Genomic DNA, 19,371 nt, shown 5'->3' with positions numbered 1-19,371 from the left:
CATGTTGACCTGCCTTCCTGGCGTCCTGAGCAAAGATGATGTGGCGGATTTCCGCCGCATCATGGACGCCAGCAATTGGGAAGACGGGCGCTCCACCGCGGGCTCGCAGTCGGCGATGGTCAAGCGCAACGAGCAATTGCCGCCGGACAGTGAGGTCGCGCGCAAGCTCGGCAACCGCATCATCTCGGCATTGACGTCGAACCCGCGCTTCATCGCGGCGGCGATCCCGCTCCAGATCTTCCCGCCGCTGTTCAACCGCTATGCAGCCAGCAGCGGCCACCATTTCGGCCTGCATGTCGACAATGCCATCCGCGGCGACCGCCTGACCGGCCTTCGCATCCGCACAGACCTCTCGGTGACGCTGTTCCTGGCCGAGCCGGAGGAGTACGACGGTGGCGAACTTGTGATCGAGGACAGCTACGGTTCGCACGAAGTCAAGTTGCAAGCCGGGGACTGCGTGCTCTATCCCTCGACCAGCCTCCATCTCGTGACCCCGGTGACCAGGGGAACGCGGGTTGCATCTTTCTTCTGGCTTCAGAGCATGATACGGGACGATCAAGCCCGGAGCATGATCTTTGACCTCGACACCGCGATACAGGCGCTGGTGGAACGGCTCGGGCGTGACGATCCCGAAACGGTCAAATTGACGGGTATCTATCACAACCTCATTCGCTACTGGGCCGAAGTATGAAGATCATGTCCTTCCAAGCAAGCCTTGCCGCAGCTCTGGTGCTGGCGGCCGCCTGGCTTGCATCCCCTGTTTCTGCCCAGACGCAAGCCGCGCCCGCGGCACCGGTTCAATCGACGGCTCAGCCGTCAGCGGTCAGCCCGGCCCCGGTTGTTGCTCCGCCTGCGGCGCCCCAAGCTGCCGTGCCGGCGGCTGCAAAGTCCGATACGGCAGCCGGCATCGCGCCCGCCATGAAGGAATTGTCGCCCTGGGTGATGTTCATGTCGGCGGACATCATCGTGAAGGCGGTGATGATCGGGCTGGCCTTTGCATCGCTGATGACCTGGACGGTGCTGATCGCGAAGTCGATCGAATTGTCGATCGCCGCGACCAAGCTTCGTTCGGCGCTGAAGAAGATCGCAGAGGCGCGCTCGCTCGCGGAAGCGCAGATGGCGCTCGGCGCCAAGGCGGGCATCCTGCCGTCCTTCCTGGCGGCGGCGCTGCGGGAGGCGCGGATGTCGGCCGGCCTCTCCAGCGACACCGGCATCAAGGAGCGGGCGGCTTCGAGCTTCTCCGAGATCATGCGGGCGGAGGCGCGGCGCATCCGCGTCGGTATGGGCGTGCTCGCCACCATCGGCTCGACCTCGCCCTTCGTCGGTCTGTTCGGCACCGTGTGGGGCATCATGAACAGCTTCATCGGCATCTCGAAGTCGCAGACCACGAACCTCGCCGTCGTCGCGCCCGGTATCGCCGAGGCGCTGCTCGCCACAGCCATCGGTCTGGTCGCCGCCATTCCCGCCGTCATCATCTACAATTACTTCTCGCGCGTGACGAAGAGCTATCTCGAGCTCGTCAGCCGTGCCTCGGGCGCTGCGGGGCGGTTGCTCTCGCGCGATCTCGACCGCAGCCACGGCAGCGTGCATTCGCGCGCGGCGGAGTGAACCATGGGCGTTTCGCTCGCAGACAATGATGACGACGACGATTTCGGCGAAACGCATGAAATCAACGTCACGCCGTTCATCGACGTCATCCTGGTGCTGCTGATCATCTTCATGGTCGCAGCGCCGCTCTCGACCGTCGACCTGCCGATCGATCTGCCGATGTCGAGCGCGACGCCGCAGAAGAAGCCGGACAAGCCGACCTATCTCAGCATCAAGCCCGATTTGACGCTTGCCATCGGAGAGAACCCGGTCCACCGCGCCGAGTTGATCGGCACGCTCGATGGTCTGTCCGACATGAGCAAGGACAAGTACGTCTTCCTGCGCGCCGATCGCTCGGTGCCGTATGGCGAGTTGATGGGCGTCATGGAGCTGTTGCGCTCCGGCGGCTATTCGCGGGTGAAGCTGGTTGCGCTGGAAGGCGCTCCGGGAGCGCCTGCGGCAGGCGCCGCTCAGCCTTAGAGGCCCGCGATGTCGGATGAGTCCAGACCAGCCCGGACGCTTTGGATTTTGGCAGCGCTGGCGGCGCTCGCGCTGCATCTCGGTGGTGCCGCGCTCGCGCTGGCGCACCTGCGGGCCGACGACGGCGACGATGGCCTCGGCGCGGCCGGCGCGGAGTTCGCTGTCGAGATGGCCTCGCCGAAGGCGCCTGACACCGACCTTCCGCCGGGACCGGATAGTGAGGCGATGCAGGAGCAGCAGGCGCTTCCCGAGCAAAAGGCCGAGACCAAGGAAACCGAGCTTCCAAAGGATCAGTCGCAACAGGTCGACGATCCCGATCGGGTCGTCACCGAGAACATCTCGAAGAAGCCGCAGGACGAGGATCCGAAGATTGCGGCGGTCGAAACGCCCGCTGCGGAAGCTTCGCCGAAGTCCGTTGCGACGGCGCGGCAGACGCTCGACGAGGACGCGCGCGAGGCCGAGAAGGCGCTGGCGCCTGTGCTCGGCATCGGCAAGGATATTTTGAAGCTGACAGCCGACTGGAATCGCAAGATCAGCGCGCATCTCACGGCCCACAAGGTCAATCCGGAGGGCAAGGAGCCCAACAATCAGAAGGTCAAGGTCAGCTTCGCGATCAATCGGCGGGGCAACGTGCTTTCAGTCGACGTCGTCGAGTCGTCCGGGGATGCAGCTTACGATGCGGCCGCGATCTCGATTGTCCGCAAGTCCGATCCCATCCCGCAGCCGCCCGCCAGCCTGACCGACGACCGGTTCGAGCGCACCGTCGACATCATCTTCACGCCGCCGGACGCAAAGAAAAAGAAGAAGACGGCTCAGCGCCAGTAGAGCCTGATCCCGACATAGACCACGACAAGGCAGGCGAAGATCAGGGCCACCGGGAGCGGCCGTTTCTGGGTTGTGCCCGCGGTCGCTGCCCCGAAGAAACTGGTCTTCTTCGGCTTCGGTTCTGGGCGGCGGAAAGCGGTAACATTGTCCGCAGCCGGTTCGGCCGCCCGAGGGCGGACATCAGGCGGGGTTCCCGCGCCGCCCATCTCGGCATAGTAGGCCTTGTAGATGGCGCCGATGGTGGCCTCGGTCGCCTCACCCTCGTTCATCTGCGCCTGCAGGTTCTTGTAGCTCACGAGGAACTCCTGCGCCCCAGGAGGCAGCGCGGACGACCCGTTGAGCTTGGCCATCATCTTCCAGGTGGCGAAATCGGCGCGGGCGCGGGTATCGGCGCGTCGCGCGATCAGCATATCGGCAGCTTTGACCAAGTCGGCCTCGAGCCCTTCGGCTTGTGTTCGGGTGTGTCGCTGTTCAACTACGCATTGCCGGTCAGAATGAGAACAGCCTGAATCACATAACCGGTCAACGTTCGCAGTATTGCTGAAATAACATCAAGATTTAGACCGAACTGGGAGCCCGCCAGCGGTAGCAGGATCAGCAAGCCGATCAGGATCAGCATCCCGAACGGCTCGAGCCGCGCCAGGGGCAGGGCGAGCGGCCGCGGCAGCAGCCCGACCGCGACGCGCCCGCCGTCGAGCGGCGGGATCGGCATCATGTTGAACACCGCCAGCACCGCGTTGATCAGCAGTGCGTTCTTGAGATTGTCGAAGATCCATTGCGCCGAGTTCGCGGGAGCCCAGGGCAGGGCGTGCAGGGCAAGAGCTGCGGCCAGCGCCAGCAGGATGTTGGTGGCGGGCCCGGCCAGCGCCACCCCTACCATGCCGAGCCTGGGGTCGTTGAGCTTGCGGAAATTCACCGGCACAGGCTTGGCATAGCCGAACAGGAACGGCGAATGCGCGAACAGCAGCATCGCCGGCAATATCAGCGTGCCGAACGGGTCGATGTGCCTGATAGGGTTGAAGCTGACACGGCCGAGCTGCCATGCCGTGTCGTCACCGAGACGATATGCGACGAAGGCGTGCGCAGCCTCGTGGAAGGTGATGGCGAGCACCAGCGGCAGCACCCACACCGAGAGGTCATACAAAGAAATGTTCACGGCTCGTCCGTCCCGATTTGCCTGCGGTCTTGCAGCCGACCCAGCCAACCGGTGGTGCAGCAACGCTTCACCTCAACATAGGGTGGGCGGTTCCGAAATGCCACGCCGCAAATAATCGGCGAGACCGGCGGCCATGACGTCGAGCCTTGGCGCCGGATGAGCTACGTCGGGATCGTCCCCTCATATCGGATCATGCCGTCCTCGATCGTCACCCAGCCCATCTTTTCGCTGACCCAGATATGCTCGGTCGGCACAAACGCGTTGCGATCGTCGAAGGTCGCCAGCGCGACGCCCGCCAGTGTGCCATTGCGCCGCCAGGCGAACAGGCGCGTGCCGCAGCGTTTGCAGAACACCCGGTCGATGCGCTCGGACGACGCATAGCGGTCGGTGTCGCCCTCGACGGTCAGCGCGCGCTGGTCGAATTGCGCACGGGCGAAATAGGGCGAGCCCATCGCCTTCTGGCAGAGGCGGCAATGGCAGATGCGGACGTTGAGCGGCTCGCCCTCGGCCTTGAATCGCACCGCGCCGCACAGGCATCCGCCTTCCCGGATCATGCGACCCGCCACTCGGCGACCTGACGCGCCATGCTCCAGTTTAGCTTGTCGAGTTCGCCGTCCATGTCGGAACTCCTGCGTCTGGTGTTGGTGAAGGCGGCCCAGCAGAAGCCGCCATGGGTCCGTACCGCAATCGTGCTGGTGCCCGGCAGGCTGCCATTGTGCCACCAATTGTCTGACTTGTTGACGCAGAAGCCTTTGGCGTAGTTGGGGCTGTCAGCGGGTGCGGTGGTCATGATCTCTATGGTGCGCGGCCGTAGGATGTTCGCGGGCTTCGTGTAGCCGTCGACATGCATCAGAAACTGAACCAGATCCGCCGGCGTCGCGATCCAGCCACCATGGGAATCCATCCGCGGGACGTTCATGCCGTAGGGATTTTCGCCCTGGCCGTAATAGACGACTTCGCCGTCCTGGCGCTGCTCGCGCGTGTCGCGCGCGATGGTCATGTCGGTGACGCCGCAGCGTGCGAGCACCTCGCTGCGGACATGCTCGGCATAGGATTGGCCAGTGAGCTTCTCGATGACGCGCCCCAGCACGCAATAGCCGAAATTCGAGTAGGCGTAGCGTTGGCCCGGCAAGAGGTCCAGCGGCCGGTTGGCGAGCGTCCAGGTGATCAGCCCGGCATGATCCATCCGGGTATGCGTGAACATGGGATCGCGGTTGTCGTTGCTCCAGCCGCCGGCGGTGTGCGTCAGGAGATGCTCGAGCGTGATCTGGTCGATACCGGCAGAGTAGGGCGGCGGCCCGTATTCGGTGCCGAGCAGCGCGCCGGGGCCGAACACCCGGTCCGTCAGCTTGAGGCGGCCCGCCTCGATCAGGCGGAAGATCGTGACCGACGTGATCATCTTGCTGACGCTGGCAATCCGGAACAGATGCCGCGGCGTCACGGCCTCGTTCCGCTCGATATCGGCAACACCGAAGGCGTCCTCGTGGACAACAGTGCCGGCATAGCCGATCGCAAAGGACAGCGCCGGCACGCCATATCTGTCCATGAAGCTGTGCGCGAGCCGTGCCATGGCGTCGCGCTCGGCCGGCGACGGCGGGCCGATGTTCGCCGGGTTGGGCGTGAGTTGCGCAAGCGCATCGTGCGAAAGCAACGGCAGCGCGCTCGCCGCGAGCTTCACAAAATCACGCCGCCCAAACCGCATGGTGCGCCCCTTCGGACGGCCGTTGCCTCAGTACGTCGCCCGTCCGCCGGAGATATCAAACACCGCGCCGGTGGAGAAGGCGCAATCTTCGGATGCGAGCCAGCTCACCATCGCGGCTAGCTCTTCCACCAGCACAAAGCGCGCTTTCGGAATCTTCGACAGCATGAAGTCGATATGCTGCTGCGTCATCTGGTCGAAGATCGCGGTCTTCGCAGCCGCGGGCGTGACCGCATTGACGAGGATGTCATGTGCGGCCAATTCCTTGCCGAGCGACTTGGTCAGCGCGATCAGGCCGGCCTTGGAGGCCGAATAGTGCGAGGCGTTCGGATTGCCTTCCTTGCCGGCGATCGAGGCGATGTTGACGATGCGCCCGTATTTCTGCTTGAGCATCGCGGGCACGATCGCCTTGCAGACGATGAAAGGACCGTCGAGGTTGATGCGTAGAACTTTGCGCCATTCCTCGAGGTCGGTCTCCCAGACCGGCTTGTTGACCCCGGCAATGCCGGCATTGTTGACGAGGATGTCGATCTTGCCGAAGGCGGCAAGCGTCGCGTCGCGGGCCTGCTCGACGGCCGCGGTATCGGTGACGTCGACCTTGAAGACTTTTGTTTCGCCGCCAATTTCCTTTGCCGTCTTCTCGGCCAGCGCGGCGTCGAAATCCCAGATCGCGACCTTGGCGCCGGAGGCGACGAAGCGCTGAACGATGGCGCGGCCGAAGCCCTGCGCGCCGCCGGTGACGATGGCGACACGGCCGTTGAGATCGATCTTGTTCATGCCAAATCCCCTTATCTGTCCCTCATGGTGAGGAGCGCGCACTTGCGCGCGTCTCGAACCATAGAGCCCGTGGCCTATCCCTCGAGACGGCGCTGACGCGCTTGCTCGGGATGAGGAGTGATCAGAGCATGTAGCCGCCGTCGACCACGAGGTCGACGCCGGTAGTGAAGGCGCTCTCGTCACTGCCGAGATAGACCGCCATGGACGCGATCTCGTCGGCGGTGCCGAGCCGGCCCATCTTCTGGCGGGAGACGAACATCTCCTTGCCCTGCGGTCCTTGCGCCGCGGCGCGGTCGAGCATCGAAGGCGTCTCGACGGTGCCGGGGCAGATGCTGTTGCAGCGGATGCCCTTGGTGATGAAGTCGAGCGCGACCGCGCGCGTCAGCAGCGACACGGCCGCCTTCGAGGCGCTGTAGACGTAGCGGTTGGCCGGCGGCCGCAGCGCCGCGCAGGAGGAGATGTTGACGATGCTGCCGCCGCCGCCCGCGAGCATGTCCGGCAGGAAGGCCCTGATGGTCCGGTGCATCGACTTGACGTTGAGGTCGAACGAGAAATCAAAATCCTCTTCCGAGCATTCGAGGATGGTGCCGTGGTGCACGAAGCCGGCCGCGTTGAGCAGGATGTCGACCTTGCCGACGCGCTTGGCGAAGGCGTTGACGTCGGCGGTGCTGCGCACGTCGAGCTTGGCGACCTCGGCGATGCCTTCCTTGGTCAGGCTCGCGATGCCGCTCTCGTTGATGTCGGTGGCGATGACGGTTGCGCCTTCACGCGCGAAGGCGACGGCGCATGCGCGTCCGATGCCTGCCGCTGCAGCCGTGACGACGGCGCGCTTTCCCTTGAGGCGGTCTGCCATTTTCTTCTTTCTCCTCGATGTGCTCAGTGCCGTAGCCCGGATGAGCGCGCGAGCGCGATATCCGGGAGCCGATGTCCCGGGTGTCGCTTCGCTCACCCGGGCTACGTGTTCCTAATTCAGTGATTATCCCGCGCCACACCAAAGCTGCCGGCGACGTTCTGGTAGCGCGTGGCGAGCTCCATGCAGGCGCCGGTCGCGTGCTGGCCGACGGTGTTGCGATAAAGCTCCTGCCACGGCGTCTGGTTCGGCGGATGCTTGAAGCCGCCATTGGCCTTGAGCTCGGCGTGGCGCTTCTTCACCTCGTCGTCCGAGATGAGAATGTTGGCGCTGCCCTTGTTCAGATCGACGCGCACCTTGTCGCCGTTCCTGAGGATCGCGAGCCCGCCATTGGCGGCGGCTTCCGGCGAAGCATTGAGAATCGAAGGTGAGCCCGAGGTGCCTGACTGCCGGCCGTCGCCGATGCAGGGCAGGGACATGATGCCGCGCTTGATCAGCGCCGCAGGCGGCTGCATGTTCACGACCTCGGCGCCGCCGGGATAGCCGATCGGGCCGGTGCCGCGGATGAACAGCACGCAGCGCTCGTCGATCTCGAGCGAGGGATCGTCGATCCGCTCGTGATAGTCCTCAGGCCCCTCGAACACGACGGCGCTGCCCTCGAAGGCATTGAGATCGGTCGGATTGCTGAGGTAGCGATCGCGGAATTCCTTGGAGATCACGCTGGTCTTCATGATCGCGGAATCGAACAGATTGCCCTTCAGCACCAGGAAGCCGGCGTCCTTCACCAGCGGCTTGTCGTAAGCCCAGATCACGTCGTTGTCGGGCTTTGGTGCATTGGCGCAATTCTCGCCGATGCCGCGTCCGTTGACCGTGACCGCGTCCTCGTGGATGCGCTTGTGCTTCATCAACTCGCGCACCACGGCCGGCACGCCGCCGGCGCGGTGGAATTCCTCGCCGAGATAGAAGCCGGCCGGCTGCATGTTGACCAGCAGCGGCACGTCGTGACCGACCTTCTGCCAATCGTCGATGGAGAGCTCAACGCCGATGTGGCGCGCCAGCGCGTTGATGTGGATCGGTGCGTTGGTCGAGCCGCCGATCGCCGAATTGATCACGATACAGTTCTCGAACGCCTTGCGGGTCAGGATGTCCGAAGGCTTGAGGTCTTCCCAGACCATGTCGACGATGCGTTTTCCCGTCTCGTAGGCGATCTGGCCGCGCTCGCGATAGGGGGCGGGGATCGCCGCACAGCCCGGAAGCGAGAAGCCGAGCGCTTCGGCGAGCCCGTTCATGGTGGAGGCGGTGCCCATGGTGTTGCAATGGCCGACTGAGGGCGCCGATGACGCCACGATCTCCATGAATTCTTCATAGTCGATCTCGCCGGCGGCGAGCCGCTCGCGCGATTTCCAGACGATGGTGCCAGAGCCGGTGCGTTCGCCATTGTGCCAGCCGTTCAGCATCGGCCCGCCCGACAGCACGATCGCAGGCAGGTTGACGGTCGCCGCCGCCATCATGCAGGCTGGCGTAGTCTTGTCGCAGCCGGTGGTTAGCACCACGCCGTCAAGCGGATAGCCGTAGAGGATTTCGACGAGGCCGAGATAAGCGAGGTTGCGGTCGAGCGCCGCGGTCGGGCGCTTGCCGGTCTCCTGGATCGGATGGGTCGGGAATTCCATCGCAATGCCGCCGGCCTCGCGGATGCCTTCGCGGACGCGGTGGGCAAGCTCGATATGGTGTCGGTTGCAAGGGGAGAGGTCGTTGCCGGTCTGCGCGATGCCGATGATCGGTTTGCCGGACTGGAGCTCGGTGCGGGTGAGACCATAGTTCAGATAGCGCTCCATATAGAGCGCGGTCATGCCCGGATTATGCGGATTGTTGAACCATTCCTGCGAGCGGAGGTGGCGGCGAGCGCCGTTGCCGGCGGGGGCATGCCCATTGGTTGGTCTTTTTGTCATTGGTTTCTCCTGCAATGCAAACGCACTGGCGTCCGTTTTATGGTATCGGCTTGTGCGATGCCCAACGGCGCGAGCGACGATTTGCCTGCCCGCTGGCGGGTCGTTTCCTCACAAATCCGATACTAGTCATGGCCGCTTGGTAACGCTACCATTTTGTTCGCAGCGCCTGTGCCTGAAGCGGCTGGCCGGTTGTCCGACCGCCGGGCCGACGAGCTTTGCCGCTCGATCACCTTGAAGCCAAGATCGAGCACCGGATGTTCCGGGCGCCGTCCGTCGATCGCGTCGATCAGCATGCTGGCGGCCGTGTTGCCCATCTCGTAGCGGTTGGTGCGCACGCTCGTCAGAGTCGGGACCGCGGAGGCCATGAATTCCAGATCGTTGAAGCCGACGATCGCGATCTGTTCGGGGATGGCGATCTCGCGGCGCCTGCATTCGAACAGCACACCCAGCGCGAGGTCGTCATTGGCGCAGAACACCGCATCCATGCCTGGCTCCCGCGCCAGGAGATCGGTGAACAGGGCGCCTCCGAGCGTCACCGAGGTCGGAGTCGCCGTCGTGACGACGAGGCGTTGCTCGAATAGTCCTGCGTCCTTCATGGCCGAGACGTATCCGTCGAGCCGCCGCTGTACCCGCGGATCCATCCGCGCGCCGACGAAGCCGATCTTGCGGTGACCTTGCGCGAACAGATGTGCAACCGCCGCACGGGCTGCGTCATAGTGCGAAAAGCCGATCATCATGTCGACCGGATGGGGCCCGATCTCCATGATTTGCACGATCGGGCAGTCGGCGGCATCGAGCATCGCGCGCGATTCCGTGGTCTGGTCGATGCCGGTGACGATCAGCCCGGCCGGCTTCTGCGCGAGAAACAGGCGCAGCAGCTTCTCCTCCTGGAGAATACTGTAGCGTGTGTTGGACAGCTGGATCGAGTAACGGCTGTTTTCGGAGGCGTCGTAGATGCCGCGCAGCACGTCGGAGAACACGTTATTGGTCAGTGACGGAATCAAGACACCGATCACCTCGGTGCGCTGCGAAGCCAACGCGCGCGCCGCCAGGTTCGGCACATAGCCGAGCTCCCTGGCCGCGCTCTCGACCCGTGTCCGTTTGGCGAGCGACAGCGCCTCGGGATTGCGGAAGAAGCGGGACGCTGTGATCGGGCTTACGCCGGCGAGCTCGGCGACTTCCGCCAGCCGGATTTTGCCTGACTTGGTGCGGTTTCGACCCATTTGCTGCTCTTAACACACTCACTGTCGCAAACAAAGGAACGTTGACAGCGCTACCAGCACGGACTAACCAAAGACAAATTGCCAAAACCGCACAAACTGCCGACAATGTCGCCCGCTAAGGTTGGGCTTCGTTCGGTGAAGTCTGAAAAAACAAGACGGTCGCGGCGCGAGATGCGTCGTGGACTTTCGAGGAGGGAGCTAGATGTCGTCTGTGCAAATCCGCGACGTGCGGAAATCGTTCGGCAATTTTGAAGTCCTGCACGGCGTTTCGATTCCGATCGAGGACGGCCAGTTCGTTGTCCTGGTTGGTCCCTCCGGCTGCGGCAAGTCGACGCTTCTGCGCATGCTCGCCGGTCTCGAGAATATCACCTCAGGTACGATCTCGATCGGCGACCGCGTCGTCAACAATGTCCAGCCGAAGGAGCGGGACATTGCGATGGTGTTCCAGAACTACGCGCTCTATCCGCACATGACGGTCGGCGAGAACATGGGCTTCTCGATGAAGCTGCGGGGCGAGAGCACCGAAGAGATCAACAAGCGCGTCAAGCGCGCCGCCGAGATCCTGGCACTGTCGCCGCTGCTCGAACGCTATCCGCGCCAGCTCTCCGGCGGCCAGCGCCAGCGCGTCGCCATGGGCCGCGCCATCGTGCGCGACCCGCAGGTCTTCCTGTTCGACGAGCCCTTGTCGAACCTCGACGCCAAGCTGCGCGTCGCGATGCGCACCGAGATCAAGGAGCTGCACCAGCGGCTGAAGACCACGACGGTCTACGTCACCCACGATCAGATCGAGGCCATGACCATGGCCGACAAGATCGTCGTCATGCATGACGGCATCGTCGAGCAGATGGGTACGCCGCTCGAGCTCTACGACAAGCCCGAGAACCAGTTCGTCGCCGGCTTTATCGGCTCGCCGTCCATGAACTTCCTGAAGGGGCATGTGCGCGTCAACGGCGTTGCGACCTTCGAGGGGCCGAATGGCGTGAAGCTGCCGCTCAGGAACGCGCCGGCGGCGTCCGACGGGCGTCCTGTCGTTTACGGCGTACGCCCAGAGCATTTCACCATCGCTGACGACGGCGCCGATGCCGAGATCGTCGTGGTCGAGCCGACCGGCTCGGAAACGCAGGTGTTTGCGAAGCTCGGCGGTGAGCAGGTCGTCGCGGTCTTCCGCGAACGTCACCAGTTCAACCCGGGTGACAAGGTCAAGCTGAAGCCCGATCCTTCCGTAATTCATCTGTTCGACGAGGCGACGGGCAAACGCGTGTAGCGACGCCGAAGAACTGCCCAATACAAGACGACCCAATACAAATATAAAATTTAGGGAGAGAACGATGAGCGATTTCGACAGGCGAAGTGTGCTTAAAGTCGGTCTGGGCGGCGCGGCGCTGCTGGCCGGCCCGGGCATCGTCCCGGTGCGCGCGGCGGAGTGGACCAACACGCCCGAGGCGAACGCCTCCATCCGCGTGCTGCGCTGGAAGCAGTTCATTCAGGCCGAGTTCGACAAATTCGCCGAGCAGACCAAGGCGTTTTCCGAGAAGACCGGCGTCAAGGTCAAGCTCGAGGCCGAGAGCTGGGAGGACATCCGCCCGAAAGCCGCGGTCGCCGCCAATGTCGGCGCCGGTCCCGACCTGATCATCGGCACGCTCGATGATCCCCACAAGTTCCCGGAAAAGCTGATCGACATGACTGACGTCGCCGACTATCTCGGCGCGCAATATGGCGGCTGGTATCCGGTTGCTGAACGCTACGGCAAGAAGGGCAACAGCTGGATCGCCATTCCCCAGGGCGCGACCGGCGGCTGCCTCAACTACCGCGTCAGTCACGTGAAGGCCGCCGGCTTCGATGAATTTCCCAAGGACACCGCCGGCTTCCTCAAGCTCTGCCAGGCGCTGAAGAAGAACAACACGCCGGCCGGCTTCGCGCTCGGCCACGCCACGGGTGACGCCAACGGTTGGTGCCAGTGGGCGCTGTGGGCCTTCGGCGGCAAGGTCGTCAACGAGAAGAACGAGGTCGTGATCGACTCGCCGGAGACGATCGCCGCGCTCGAATACGTCAAGCAGCTCTACGAGACCTTCATCCCCGGCGTGCTGTCGTGGAATGACTCGAACAACAACAAGGCGTTCCTCAACGGCGAGCTCAGCCTGACGCTGAACGGCATTTCGATCTGGACCGTCGGAAAGAACTCGACCGATCCGAAGCAGCAGGAGATCGCCAAGGACATGAACCACGCGCCGATGCCGATCGGGCCCGTGGGCGTGTCGACCGAGCAGCAGAACGTACTCGTCTATTACGGCTACAAGCACTCGAAGTATCCGAAGGCGGTCAAGGAATACATCAAGTTCATGATGGACAAGCCGAACTACGACGCCTGGGAGGTCTCCTCCAACGGCTACGTGTCGCCGCCGCTTCCGGCCTACAACGACAACCCGGTGTGGACGTCGGATCCGAAGATCACGCCGTATCGCGACTGCCTGAAGCGCTGCCGCGACAACGGCTATGCCGGCGATCTCGGCTATGCCTCCGCCGCCGTGATGGGCGACTTCGTCGTCGTCGACATGTTCGCCGAGGCGGCGTCGGGCTCCGTGACGCCGAAGGCGGCAGCCGCACGCGCAGCCGAGCGCGCCAAGCGCTACTACCAGGTCTGATCAGCTCCAATCTGCACGGCGTCCGGTTCGCCGGACGCCGCGACTTTTCGTCGAGGGGAATCCGACATGGCAGTTATGGCCGAGTCCACTGTCGCGCAGGCCAAGCGCAGCAGCTTGTGGACCAGAGCATTCGAGAGCCGGCATTTCCTCGGCGCGATGTTCATGGTGCCGGCGATCGCCATCCTCATTCTGTTTCTGGCTTACCCGCTGGCGCTCGGCTTCTGGCTCGGCATGACCGACACCAAGATCGGCGGTGCCGGACGCTACATCGGCTTCCAGAATTTCGTCTCGCTGGCGAAGGACTCGGTGTTCTGGCTGTCGGTGTTCAACACCATCTTCTACACGGTCGCCGCCAGCGCGGTGAAATTCGCCATCGGCCTTTACCTGGCGCTTCTGCTGAACGAGCGGCTGCCGATGAAGTCGATGATCCGGGCAATCGTGCTGTTGCCCTTCGTCGTGCCCACGGTGCTCTCTGCGATCGCGTTCTGGTGGATCTATGACAGCCAGTTCTCGATCATCTCCTGGGTGTTGATCAAGGCCGGCCTGATCACACGCTATATCGATTTCCTTGGCGATCCCTGGAATGCGCGCTGGTCGGTGGTCGCCGCCAATATCTGGCGCGGCGTTCCTTTCGTGGCGATCACGCTGCTGGCGGGACTTCAGACCATCTCGCCCTCGCTCTATGAGGCCGCCAATCTCGACGGCGCCACCAATCTGCAGCGCTTCCGCCACATCACGCTGCCGATGCTGTCGCCGATCATCGCGGTCGTGATGACGTTCTCGGTGCTGATGACCTTCACGGACTTCCAGCTCATCTACACCATCACGCGGGGCGGGCCGATCAACTCCACCCATCTGATGGCGACGCTGTCATTCCAGCGCGCCATCACCGGCGGCAATCTGGGCGAGGGCGCGGCGATCTCGAACGCGATGATTCCGTTCCTGGTCGCGGCGATCCTGCTCAGCTTTTTCGGGCTTCAGCGTTCCCGCTGGCAGCAGGGCGGGAGGGACTGACCATGACCACAGCGGACGACCAAAGCGTCGGAATGGACTATCTGGAAAGTTTTCCGCGGAAGTTTTTTCGCGTCTACCTTCCGCTCGGCCTGATCATCTTCTTCCTGCTATTCCCGTTCTACTGGATGGCGGTCGCGACGTTCAAGCCGGACGCGGAGATGTACGACTATGAAAAGTACAATCCGTTCTGGATTGTGCATCCGACGCTGGAGCACATCAAGAAGCTGTTCTTCGACACCGACTATCCGCTCTGGATGTGGAACACCGTGATCGTCTCGGTGTCCTCGACCTTCATCTCGCTGTTCGCCAGCGTCTGCGCCGCGTACGCGATCGAACGCCTGCGCTACAAAGGCTCGCGCTATGTCGGCCTTGCGATCTTCCTCGGCTATCTCGTGCCGCCCTCGATCCTGTTCATTCCGCTGGCGGCGATCGTGTTTCAGCTCGGGCTGTTCGACGGCAACCTGGCGCTGATCCTGACCTATCCGACCTTCCTGATCCCGTTCTGCACCTGGCTCCTGATGGGTTATTTCCGCACCATTCCCTATGAGCTGGAGGAGTGTGCGCTGATCGACGGGGCGACGCGGCTGCAGATTCTGATGAAGATCACGCTGCCGCTGTCGCTGCCGGGCGTGATCTCGGCGGGCATCTTCGCCTTCACGCTATCCTGGAACGAGTTCATCTACGCGCTGACCTTCATCTCGTCGTCCGAGAACAAGACGATCCCCGTCGGCGCGATCACCGAGCTCGTCAATGGCGACGTCTACCATTGGGGCGCGCTGATGGCGGCGGCCCTGACCGGCTCGGTTCCCGTAGTTATCCTTTATTCCTTCTTCGTGGAGTATTATGTGTCGGCGATGACCGGCGCCGTGAAGGAATGATCGCGGGGCCTGCCTTGAGAGCGCGCCAGGACGAATCGCCGAAATCGGCGCGTTCCGGCCAATAAAAAGGAGTAGGCTCTTGCACATTCTGGTTCTGGGCGCCGCCGGCATGGTCGGCCGCAAATTGTGCGAACGGTTGTTGCGCGACGGCCGGCTTGGCAAGAGCGACATCACCAAGCTGACCATGCATGACGTGGTCGAGCCGAAGGCGCCGGAAAAAGCCGGTTTTGCCATCGAGACGGTGTCGAGCGATTTCGCCATGCCGGGTGCGGCCGAAAAGCTGATCGCCGGCCGTCCGGACGTGATCTTTCATCTCGCCGCGATCGTCTCGGGCGAAGCCGAGCTCGATTTCGACAAGGGCTACCGCATCAATCTCGACGGCACGCGGATGCTGCTCGATGCCGTCAGGCTCGCAGGCGGCAGCTACAAGCCGCGCGTGGTCTTCACGTCCTCGATTGCGGTGTTCGGCGCGCCGTTCCCCGATGCGATCGGCGACGAGTTCTTCCACACGCCGCTTCTGAGCTACGGCACGCAGAAGGCGATTGGCGAACTGCTGCTGGCCGACTATTCCCGCCGCGGCTTCCTCGACGGCATCGGCATCCGCCTGCCGACCATCTGCATTCGGCCCGGCCTGCCCAACAAGGCGGCATCGGGGTTCTTCTCCAATATTCTGCGCGAGCCGCTGGCCGGCAAGGAAGCGGTCCTTCCCGTGTCCGAGGACGTCCGCCATTGGCATGCCACGCCGCGCTCAGCCGTCGGCTTCCTGCTGCATGCCGGCACCATGGACCTCGCCGCGGTGGGGCCGCGCCGTAATTTGACCATGCCGGGCCTGTCGGCGACGGTTGGCGAGCAGATCGCTGCGCTGAAACGCGTCGCCGGCGACAAGGTCGCCGCCCGCATCAAGCGGGAGCCCGATCCCTTCATCGTCGGCATCGTCGGCGGCTGGCCGCGCAACTTCAATGCAAAGCGGTCGCTCGAGCTCGGCTTCACCACCGCCGAAAAGACTTTCGACGACATCATCCGCATTCACATCGAAGACGAGCTCGGCGGCAATTTCGTCGCGTGATCTCTGACTGAGCGGGTAAAGTGATGGCGAGCGTTGCTTGCATCGGCGAATGCATGGTCGAGCTCCGGCAGGCCCAGGGTGGACAATCCGGCGGGCAGGGCGGGGGCCTCTACTCGCGTGGATTCGGCGGCGACACTCTCAACACGGCCGTGTACCTCGCGCGGCTCGAGGTCAAGGTCGACTATTTCACCGCGCTTGGCGACGATGCCCTGAGCGATGAGATGATCGCGGCCTGGACAGCCGAGGGCGTCGGCACGAGGCGCGTCGCGCGGCTGCCGGGCAAGCTGCCCGGCCTCTACATGATCCAGCTGGACGCGAAGGGCGAGCGCCAGTTCTTCCACTGGCGCGACAGTGCGGCGGCGCGCCAGCTGATGAATCTGCCGGAGACGGACGATCTCCTCAACTCCCTGATGAGCTACGACATCGTCTATCTCTCTGCGATCACGCTCTCGATCTACGACGCGGCCGGGCGCGAGCGCCTGTTCGCGGCGATCAAGCGTGCGCGCCTGCTCGGCACCCGCTTCGTGTTCGACACCAATTTCCGCGCGCGGGGATGGCCGGATCGCGATGTCGCGCGCGAGGTGTTTTCGGCTGCTTTCGCGGCTGCCGACATCGTGCTGACCTCGACCGAGGATCTGCTCGCTCTCTATCCCGGCGAGAGCCACGAGCAGTTGATGGCGCGCATCCCGACCCCCGAGCTGGTGTTCCGGCTCGCGGAGCCGGTCAGCCTGCTGCGCTTTCCCGGGGGCCCCTACGAGATCCGCGCCGAGCCCATGACCAAGCCCGTGGTCGACACCACCGCGGCCGGCGACAGCTTTGCGGCGGCCTATATCGCTGCACGGCTCGCCGGTTCCGACCCGGTCGAGGCCGCCCAGGCCGGGCACCGCCTCGCCAGCCTCGTGATCTGCTATTCCGGCGCCATCATTCCGGGTTATGCCATGCCACCGAAGAAACGGCACCGGCCGGCGACCACGCGTCAAGCGACCAAGTGAAACGAAAGCCAAGATGACCACGACTGCCCAACAGAACCACCTCGCCGCGCTGTTCAAGGCCGCGACCGTCATTCCCGTCCTCACCATCGAGCGTATCCAGGATGCTGTGCCGCTGGCGCGTGCGCTGGTCGCCGGCGGCGTCCGCACGCTGGAGGTGACCATGCGTACCCCCGTTGCGATCGAGGCGGCGAGGGCGATGATGGCCGAGGTGCCCGAGGCGATCGTCGGCATCGGCACGATTCTCAATCCGGCCGACTTCACGCGTGTCGAGAAGCTCGGTGTTGCGTTCGGCATCAGCCCCGGCTTGACCCCGGACCTGTTGAAGGCCGCCACCCATAGCTCCTTGCCGTTTGCGCCCGGTATCGCCACGGCGTCCGAGCTGATGATGGCGCTGTCCTACGGCTTCGACATCGCAAAATTTTTCCCGGCCGAGCAGGCTGGCGGCATCAAGGGGCTGCGCTCTCTGGGTGGGCCGTTCCCGAACGTGCGGTTCTGCCCCACTGGCGGGGTCGGCGAGGCCAATGCGGCAACCTGGCTCGCGGAGCCCAATGTGGTCGCTGTCGGCGGTTCCTGGCTGTGCCCGACGGCGGAGATCAGGGCCGGGAACTGGGCCGGCATAACTGCCATCTGCCAGCGCACCCTCCAGGCGCTTAAACCCGCGTGAAGTCTTGCCATCCCTGAGCTAAGACTTAGGTCAGCAAGAGACCGCCAGGGAGAAAGACCATGACCGCCAGCATCGTCGGATGGGCGCATACGCCGTTCGGCAAGTTCGACACCGAGACCGTGGAAAGCCTCGTGGTGAAGGTCGCCAATGAGGCGCTGGCGGATGCCGGCATTTCGGCTGGCGATGTCGACGAGATCGTGCTCGGCCATTTCAACGCCGGCTTCTCGCCCCAGGATTTTACCGCCTCGCTGGTGCTCCAGGCCGACCCGCAGCTGCGTTTCAAGCCGGCGACCCGGGTCGAGAACGCCTGCGCCACCGGCTCCGCCGCCGTCCATCAGGGCGTGCGCGCGATCGCGGCCGGCGCGGCCAGGATTGTCCTCGTTGTCGGCGTCGAACAGATGACGCGCACGCCGGGGCCGGAGATCGGCAAGAATCTGCTCAAGGCGTCCTATCTGCCCGAGGACGGCGACACCGTCGGCGGCTTCGCCGGCGTGTTCGGCAAGATCGCCAGCTCCTATTTCCAGAAATACGGCGACCAGTCCGACGCACTGGCGCTGATCGCGGCCAAGAACCACAAGAACGGTGTCGCCAATCCCTTCGCCCAGATGCGCAAGGACTTTGGCTTCGAGTTCTGCCGCGCCGAGAGCGAGAAGAACCCCTACGTTGCCGGTCCCCTGAAGCGCACCGATTGCTCGCTGGTCTCGGACGGTGCCGCTGCCCTGGTGCTGGCCGACGCGGAAACCGCCAAGGGCATGAGCAAGTCGATCGGCTTCCGCGCCACCGCGCACGCCCAGGATTTCCTGCCGATGTCCAAGCGCGACATCCTCCAGTTCGAGGGCTGCACGGTCGCCTGGCAGCGCGCGCTGGAGAAGGCGGGCGTTACACTGTCGGATCTCTCCTTCGTCGAGACCCATGACTGCTTCACCGTCGCCGAGCTGATCGAGTACGAAGCGATGGGGCTGACGCCGAGGGGGCAGGGCGCCCGCGCCATCAAGGAAGGCTGGACGCTCAAGGACGGTAAGCTCCCGGTCAATCCGTCCGGCGGCCTGAAGGCCAAGGGCCATCCGATCGGCGCCACCGGCGTCTCCATGCACGTGATGACCGCGATGCAGCTCGCCGGCCAAGCGCCCGAGGGCATGCAGCTCAAGAATGCAAAACTCGGCGGCATCTTCAACATGGGCGGTGCGGCGGTTGCCAACTACGTCTCCGTGCTGGAGCCGCTGAAGTAAGCTCCGACCTTGTAGGGTGGGCAAAGGCGCAGCCAGCGCCGTGCCCACCATCTTGTTTGCGCTAGATCATGGTGGGCACGCTTCGCTTTGCCCACCCTACGGCACTGATTGATTCGCGGGACATGCATCATGAGCAATGACTACGAAGATTCGCTGTCGATGGACGCACTCAACGATCGCATCGCGATTCTCGAGGACAATATCCGCCAGCTCATCGAGCAGGCCGCGGCCGCCTCGGGTGAGCAGAACGAGTCGCGGATCGCAGACCGCATCAACCAGCAGAACGAGGAGCTCGACCGTCTCCTCAAGGTTCGCGAATCCCGTCAGAAGAAATAGCCCT

21 protein-coding genes are annotated in these 19,371 nt (G+C 63.8%); 13 read left to right on the top strand and 8 right to left on the bottom strand.

Annotated elements, in window-relative coordinates:
* The first annotated feature begins 1 nt into the window (after position 1).
* The 4 genes from BRA1253DRAFT_RS06490 to BRA1253DRAFT_RS06475 are packed head-to-tail and all read left to right on the top strand — an operon-like array spanning position 2 to position 2,892.
* Positions 2-691, top strand: a complete 690-nt coding sequence (locus tag BRA1253DRAFT_RS06490) for a Fe2+-dependent dioxygenase (protein ID WP_007592351.1) — start codon at positions 2-4, stop codon at positions 689-691.
* Entirely contained in the window at positions 688-1,608 is a 921-nt protein-coding gene (gene exbB, locus BRA1253DRAFT_RS06485; RefSeq protein WP_007592349.1) for a tonB-system energizer ExbB, read from the top strand. The genes BRA1253DRAFT_RS06490 and exbB overlap by 4 nt, the downstream gene beginning before the upstream one ends.
* Positions 1,609-1,611: 3 nt before the next feature.
* Positions 1,612-2,067, top strand: a complete 456-nt coding sequence (exbD, locus tag BRA1253DRAFT_RS06480) for a TonB system transport protein ExbD (protein WP_007592347.1) — start codon at positions 1,612-1,614, stop codon at positions 2,065-2,067.
* A 9-nt stretch (positions 2,068-2,076) separates the two neighbouring features.
* Positions 2,077-2,892 carry an energy transducer TonB gene (locus BRA1253DRAFT_RS06475; protein WP_007592345.1) on the top strand — a complete coding sequence of 272 codons (816 nt, stop codon included), beginning with the start codon at positions 2,077-2,079 and terminating at the stop codon, positions 2,890-2,892.
* On the opposite strand, the gene BRA1253DRAFT_RS06470 is transcribed toward BRA1253DRAFT_RS06475, so the two are convergent.
* From BRA1253DRAFT_RS06470 to BRA1253DRAFT_RS06435, 8 genes are all read right to left on the bottom strand, one after another.
* Complete coding sequence (locus BRA1253DRAFT_RS06470) at positions 2,880-3,302, bottom strand: hypothetical protein (protein WP_035992870.1); 423 nt, start codon at positions 3,300-3,302, stop codon at positions 2,880-2,882. The genes BRA1253DRAFT_RS06475 and BRA1253DRAFT_RS06470 overlap by 13 nt on opposite strands.
* A 65-nt stretch (positions 3,303-3,367) precedes the next feature.
* Positions 3,368-4,048, bottom strand: coding sequence for a site-2 protease family protein (locus tag BRA1253DRAFT_RS06465; RefSeq protein WP_007592341.1), 681 nt, complete (start codon positions 4,046-4,048; stop codon positions 3,368-3,370).
* A gap of 161 nt (positions 4,049-4,209) precedes the next feature.
* Positions 4,210-4,602, bottom strand: coding sequence for a GFA family protein (locus BRA1253DRAFT_RS06460; RefSeq protein ID WP_007592339.1), 393 nt, complete (start codon positions 4,600-4,602; stop codon positions 4,210-4,212).
* Complete coding sequence (locus tag BRA1253DRAFT_RS06455; protein WP_007592338.1) at positions 4,599-5,750, bottom strand: serine hydrolase; 1,152 nt, start codon at positions 5,748-5,750, stop codon at positions 4,599-4,601. The genes BRA1253DRAFT_RS06460 and BRA1253DRAFT_RS06455 overlap by 4 nt, the downstream gene beginning before the upstream one ends.
* 27 nt (positions 5,751-5,777) lie before the next feature.
* Complete coding sequence (locus BRA1253DRAFT_RS06450) at positions 5,778-6,524, bottom strand: SDR family NAD(P)-dependent oxidoreductase (RefSeq protein ID WP_007592336.1); 747 nt, start codon at positions 6,522-6,524, stop codon at positions 5,778-5,780.
* A 121-nt stretch (positions 6,525-6,645) separates the two neighbouring features.
* A complete protein-coding gene (locus tag BRA1253DRAFT_RS06445; RefSeq protein WP_007592333.1) occupies positions 6,646-7,377 on the bottom strand; it encodes an SDR family oxidoreductase in 732 nt (243 codons plus the stop codon).
* Positions 7,378-7,493: 116 nt separating this feature from the next.
* Positions 7,494-9,323, bottom strand: coding sequence for an IlvD/Edd family dehydratase (locus tag BRA1253DRAFT_RS06440; protein ID WP_007592331.1), 1,830 nt, complete (start codon positions 9,321-9,323; stop codon positions 7,494-7,496).
* A gap of 122 nt (positions 9,324-9,445) precedes the next feature.
* A complete protein-coding gene (locus tag BRA1253DRAFT_RS06435) occupies positions 9,446-10,546 on the bottom strand; it encodes a LacI family DNA-binding transcriptional regulator (RefSeq protein WP_007592329.1) in 1,101 nt (366 codons plus the stop codon).
* Positions 10,547-10,748: 202 nt separating this feature from the next.
* Here BRA1253DRAFT_RS06435 and BRA1253DRAFT_RS06430 point away from each other — a divergent pair, with 202 nt between their 5' ends.
* The 9 genes from BRA1253DRAFT_RS06430 to BRA1253DRAFT_RS06390 all read left to right on the top strand — a co-directional run bounded on the left by BRA1253DRAFT_RS06430 (position 10,749) and on the right by BRA1253DRAFT_RS06390 (position 19,367).
* Positions 10,749-11,810, top strand: coding sequence for an ABC transporter ATP-binding protein (locus BRA1253DRAFT_RS06430; protein WP_007592328.1), 1,062 nt, complete (start codon positions 10,749-10,751; stop codon positions 11,808-11,810).
* Between the two features lie 64 nt (positions 11,811-11,874).
* Entirely contained in the window at positions 11,875-13,188 is a 1,314-nt protein-coding gene (locus BRA1253DRAFT_RS06425; protein ID WP_007592326.1) for an ABC transporter substrate-binding protein, read from the top strand.
* 66 nt (positions 13,189-13,254) lie between these two features.
* Positions 13,255-14,202, top strand: a complete 948-nt coding sequence (locus tag BRA1253DRAFT_RS06420; RefSeq protein ID WP_007592324.1) for a carbohydrate ABC transporter permease — start codon at positions 13,255-13,257, stop codon at positions 14,200-14,202.
* A 2-nt stretch (positions 14,203-14,204) separates the two neighbouring features.
* On the top strand, positions 14,205-15,080 hold the full coding sequence (locus tag BRA1253DRAFT_RS06415; protein WP_007592322.1) for a carbohydrate ABC transporter permease: 876 nt from the start codon (positions 14,205-14,207) through the stop codon (positions 15,078-15,080).
* Between the two features lie 79 nt (positions 15,081-15,159).
* Positions 15,160-16,146: a D-erythronate dehydrogenase gene (gene denD / locus BRA1253DRAFT_RS06410; protein WP_007592320.1), complete on the top strand. Its 987-nt coding sequence runs from the start codon at positions 15,160-15,162 to the stop codon at positions 16,144-16,146.
* 23 nt (positions 16,147-16,169) lie between these two features.
* Complete coding sequence (locus BRA1253DRAFT_RS06405) at positions 16,170-17,138, top strand: sugar kinase (RefSeq protein ID WP_007592318.1); 969 nt, start codon at positions 16,170-16,172, stop codon at positions 17,136-17,138.
* 13 nt (positions 17,139-17,151) lie between these two features.
* Positions 17,152-17,802 (top strand): bifunctional 4-hydroxy-2-oxoglutarate aldolase/2-dehydro-3-deoxy-phosphogluconate aldolase, encoded by a 651-nt coding sequence (gene eda / locus BRA1253DRAFT_RS06400; protein WP_007592316.1) that lies wholly within the window; start codon positions 17,152-17,154, stop codon positions 17,800-17,802.
* 59 nt (positions 17,803-17,861) lie between these two features.
* A complete protein-coding gene (locus tag BRA1253DRAFT_RS06395; RefSeq protein WP_007592314.1) occupies positions 17,862-19,031 on the top strand; it encodes an acetyl-CoA acetyltransferase in 1,170 nt (389 codons plus the stop codon).
* A gap of 129 nt (positions 19,032-19,160) precedes the next feature.
* Positions 19,161-19,367 (top strand): hypothetical protein, encoded by a 207-nt coding sequence (locus tag BRA1253DRAFT_RS06390; protein WP_007592312.1) that lies wholly within the window; start codon positions 19,161-19,163, stop codon positions 19,365-19,367.
* Positions 19,368-19,371 lie beyond the last annotated feature (4 nt).

The sequence above is a fragment of the Bradyrhizobium sp. WSM1253 genome (assembly GCF_000244935.1).
In the GTDB taxonomy this organism is placed as follows: Bacteria; Pseudomonadota; Alphaproteobacteria; order Rhizobiales; family Xanthobacteraceae; genus Bradyrhizobium; species Bradyrhizobium canariense.
This window is presented reverse-complemented; position numbering and strand designations above follow the sequence as displayed.

Excerpts from the sequence above, each read along its gene's own strand:
- BRA1253DRAFT_RS06390 (WP_007592312.1), top strand. The coding sequence starts at position 19,161 with ATGAGCAATGACTACGAAGATTCGCTGTCGATGGACGCACTCAACGAT.
- BRA1253DRAFT_RS06490 (WP_007592351.1), top strand. The coding sequence starts at position 2 with ATGTTGACCTGCCTTCCTGGCGTCCTGAGCAAAGATGATGTGGCGGAT.
- BRA1253DRAFT_RS06435 (WP_007592329.1), bottom strand. The coding sequence starts at position 10,546 with ATGGGTCGAAACCGCACCAAGTCAGGCAAAATCCGGCTGGCGGAAGTC.
- BRA1253DRAFT_RS06455 (WP_007592338.1), bottom strand. The coding sequence starts at position 5,750 with ATGCGGTTTGGGCGGCGTGATTTTGTGAAGCTCGCGGCGAGCGCGCTG.
- BRA1253DRAFT_RS06405 (WP_007592318.1), top strand. The coding sequence starts at position 16,170 with ATGGCGAGCGTTGCTTGCATCGGCGAATGCATGGTCGAGCTCCGGCAG.
- BRA1253DRAFT_RS06445 (WP_007592333.1), bottom strand. The coding sequence starts at position 7,377 with ATGGCAGACCGCCTCAAGGGAAAGCGCGCCGTCGTCACGGCTGCAGCG.
- exbD (WP_007592347.1), top strand. The coding sequence starts at position 1,612 with ATGGGCGTTTCGCTCGCAGACAATGATGACGACGACGATTTCGGCGAA.
- exbB (WP_007592349.1), top strand. The coding sequence starts at position 688 with ATGAAGATCATGTCCTTCCAAGCAAGCCTTGCCGCAGCTCTGGTGCTG.
- BRA1253DRAFT_RS06470 (WP_035992870.1), bottom strand. The coding sequence starts at position 3,302 with ATGCTGATCGCGCGACGCGCCGATACCCGCGCCCGCGCCGATTTCGCC.
- BRA1253DRAFT_RS06430 (WP_007592328.1), top strand. The coding sequence starts at position 10,749 with ATGTCGTCTGTGCAAATCCGCGACGTGCGGAAATCGTTCGGCAATTTT.
- BRA1253DRAFT_RS06450 (WP_007592336.1), bottom strand. The coding sequence starts at position 6,524 with ATGAACAAGATCGATCTCAACGGCCGTGTCGCCATCGTCACCGGCGGC.
- BRA1253DRAFT_RS06475 (WP_007592345.1), top strand. The coding sequence starts at position 2,077 with ATGTCGGATGAGTCCAGACCAGCCCGGACGCTTTGGATTTTGGCAGCG.
- BRA1253DRAFT_RS06460 (WP_007592339.1), bottom strand. The coding sequence starts at position 4,602 with ATGATCCGGGAAGGCGGATGCCTGTGCGGCGCGGTGCGATTCAAGGCC.
- BRA1253DRAFT_RS06425 (WP_007592326.1), top strand. The coding sequence starts at position 11,875 with ATGAGCGATTTCGACAGGCGAAGTGTGCTTAAAGTCGGTCTGGGCGGC.
- BRA1253DRAFT_RS06440 (WP_007592331.1), bottom strand. The coding sequence starts at position 9,323 with ATGACAAAAAGACCAACCAATGGGCATGCCCCCGCCGGCAACGGCGCT.
- BRA1253DRAFT_RS06395 (WP_007592314.1), top strand. The coding sequence starts at position 17,862 with ATGACCGCCAGCATCGTCGGATGGGCGCATACGCCGTTCGGCAAGTTC.
- BRA1253DRAFT_RS06415 (WP_007592322.1), top strand. The coding sequence starts at position 14,205 with ATGACCACAGCGGACGACCAAAGCGTCGGAATGGACTATCTGGAAAGT.
- BRA1253DRAFT_RS06420 (WP_007592324.1), top strand. The coding sequence starts at position 13,255 with ATGGCAGTTATGGCCGAGTCCACTGTCGCGCAGGCCAAGCGCAGCAGC.
- eda (WP_007592316.1), top strand. The coding sequence starts at position 17,152 with ATGACCACGACTGCCCAACAGAACCACCTCGCCGCGCTGTTCAAGGCC.